Origin of the sequence: Photobacterium minamisatsumaniensis (assembly GCF_050336695.1) — a bacterium.
GTDB classification, from domain to species: domain Bacteria; phylum Pseudomonadota; class Gammaproteobacteria; order Enterobacterales; family Vibrionaceae; genus Photobacterium; species Photobacterium minamisatsumaniensis.
On record NZ_JAKJSI010000006.1, the window covers coordinates 1 to 3,034 of the forward strand.

Sequence of the window (3,034 nt, forward strand, 5' to 3'; positions counted from 1 at the left end):
GGGCTGGGGCTGCTCCTAGTACGAGAGGACCGGAGTGGACGAACCTCTGGTGTTCGGGTTGTCACGCCAGTGGCATTGCCCGGTAGCTAAGTTCGGAATCGATAAGCGCTGAAAGCATCTAAGCGCGAAGCGAGCCCTGAGATGAGTCATCCCTGATACTTTAAGTATCCTAAAGGGTTGTTGGAGACTACGACGTAGATAGGTCAGGTGTGTAAGTGCTGCGAGGCATTGAGCTAACTGATACTAATTGCCCGTGAGGCTTAACCATACAACACCCAAGGGGTTTTTAACGAACCCAACAAACACTTGAATGGGAAGCGAGAACTAGTCAGATTTTCCCAGATTGCTTATTGACTGCCAGAAGGCGGTAAATAAAAACAGAATTTGCTTGGCGGCCATAGCATTATGGACCCACCTGATCCCATGCCGAACTCAGTAGTGAAACGTAATAGCGCCGATGGTAGTGTGGGGTTTCCCCATGTGAGAGTAGGACATCGCCAGGCTCCCAATTTGAGAGCCCGTTGGCAACAACGGGCTTTTATTTCGCTCCCACTGATTGTAATGTGAGCGACGTCAACAGAAGGTTTTTACTTTTCAATCAAGCGATGAAAAAGTTGAAAATTTTGTCTTGACTGGATATCAGAAACGCGTATTATACGCCTCCTGACTGGCTAAAGCACAACGTGCCAAGGCATTGAAAGTCAACGTTCTTTAACAATTTGACCATGCAATCTGTGTGGGCACTCGTGAAAAAGTTAAGTCAAAAGATTTATCAATGAACTGAGTGACCAATACAAAATAACGCCAGCTATAGTAGATAACGAAGCTTCGGCACAGTCAATTCGAATGTCATGACTAGCTTCTAGTTATTGATGTTCAATCAGTATTCGTTGAGCCGGTCGAGAGACCACAAAAATTCTAATTGAAGAGTTTGATCATGGCTCAGATTGAACGCTGGCGGCAGGCCTAACACATGCAAGTCGAGCGGCAGCGACAACAACAATCCTTCGGGGGCGTTAATGGGCGGCGAGCGGCGGACGGGTGAGTAATGCCTGGGAATATGCCTTAGTGTGGGGGATAACTATTGGAAACGATAGCTAATACCGCATAACGTCTTCGGACCAAAGAGGGGGACCTTCGGGCCTCTCGCGCTAAGATTAGCCCAGGTGGGATTAGCTAGTTGGTGGGGTAATGGCTCACCAAGGCGACGATCCCTAGCTGGTTTGAGAGGATGATCAGCCACACTGGAACTGAGACACGGTCCAGACTCCTACGGGAGGCAGCAGTGGGGAATATTGCACAATGGGGGAAACCCTGATGCAGCCATGCCGCGTGTATGAAGAAGGCCTTCGGGTTGTAAAGTACTTTCAGTCGTGAGGAAGGGGTAGTCATTAATAGTGGYTGCCTTTGACGTTAGCGACAGAAGAAGCACCGGCTAACTCCGTGCCAGCAGCCGCGGTAATACGGAGGGTGCGAGCGTTAATCGGAATTACTGGGCGTAAAGCGCATGCAGGCGGTCTGTTAAGCAAGATGTGAAAGCCCGGGGCTCAACCTCGGAACCGCATTTTGAACTGGCAGACTAGAGTCTTGTAGAGGGGGGTAGAATTTCAGGTGTAGCGGTGAAATGCGTAGAGATCTGAAGGAATACCGGTGGCGAAGGCGGCCCCCTGGACAAAGACTGACGCTCAGATGCGAAAGCGTGGGGAGCAAACAGGATTAGATACCCTGGTAGTCCACGCCGTAAACGATGTCTACTTGGAGGCTGTTCCCTTGAGGAGTGGCTTTCGGAGCTAACGCGTTAAGTAGACCGCCTGGGGAGTACGGTCGCAAGATTAAAACTCAAATGAATTGACGGGGGCCCGCACAAGCGGTGGAGCATGTGGTTTAATTCGATGCAACGCGAAGAACCTTACCTACTCTTGACATCCAGAGAAGCCAGCAGAGATGCAGGTGTGCCTTCGGGARCTCTGAGACAGGTGCTGCATGGCTGTCGTCAGCTCGTGTTGTGAAATGTTGGGTTAAGTCCCGCAACGAGCGCAACCCCTATCCTTGTTTGCCAGCRCGTAATGGTGGGAACTCCAGGGAGACTGCCGGTGATAAACCGGAGGAAGGTGGGGACGACGTCAAGTCATCATGGCCCTTACGAGTAGGGCTACACACGTGCTACAATGGCGTATACAGAGGGCTGCCAACCAGCGATGGTGAGCGAATCCCACAAAGTACGTCGTAGTCCGGATTGGAGTCTGCAACTCGACTCCATGAAGTCGGAATCGCTAGTAATCGTAGATCAGAATGCTACGGTGAATACGTTCCCGGGCCTTGTACACACCGCCCGTCACACCATGGGAGTGGGCTGCACCAGAAGTAGATAGCTTAACCYTTCGGGGAGGGCGTTTACCACGGTGTGGTTCATGACTGGGGTGAAGTCGTAACAAGGTAGCCCTAGGGGAACCTGGGGCTGGATCACCTCCTTAACGATATGACCTGCTGTTTTATGCAGTGTCCACACAGATTGCTTGGTAAAATGTCAAAGAATGGCAAAAGCGCTAATGAATAACGTCAGTTATTGATTAACGCTTTTTGCGTTATGCTCTTTAACAATCTGGAAAGCTGACTAGTAAATTCAATCGAATGATTGGATTACAATAGTTTTTATCGAAAGATAAAAACGAGTTCTCAAAACAAACACATTCAAGTGTCTTGTGTAAGAGTCCGGCGAAAACAAATAATTCTCTTTAATTAGAGAGTGAACCTTGGTTGTTGCCATACGAAACCTCTTGGGGTTGTATGGTTAAGTGACTAAGCGTACACGGTGGATGCCTGGGCAGTCAGAGGCGATGAAGGACGTATTAACTTGCGATAAGCGTAGATTAGGCAGTAAAAGCCACTTGAGTCTACGATTTCCGAATGGGGAAACCCAGCTGCATAAGCAGTTATCGTTACATGAATACATAGTGTAACGAGGCGAACCGGGGGAACTGAAACATCTAAGTACCCCGAGGAAGAGAAATCAACCGAGATTCCGGCAGTAGCG

At 49.4% G+C, this 3,034-nt stretch carries 4 rRNA genes; all 4 read left to right on the forward strand.

Annotated elements, in window-relative coordinates:
- Positions 1-268 (forward strand): 23S ribosomal RNA (locus tag L4D78_RS00275); the annotation flags it as partial.
- A gap of 119 nt (positions 269-387) precedes the next feature.
- Positions 388-503: ribosomal RNA gene (rrf, locus tag L4D78_RS00280) — 5S ribosomal RNA — on the forward strand.
- A gap of 416 nt (positions 504-919) precedes the next feature.
- Positions 920-2,474: ribosomal RNA gene (locus L4D78_RS00285) — 16S ribosomal RNA — on the forward strand.
- 315 nt (positions 2,475-2,789) lie between these two features.
- Positions 2,790-3,034, forward strand: a 23S ribosomal RNA gene (locus L4D78_RS00290); the annotation flags it as partial.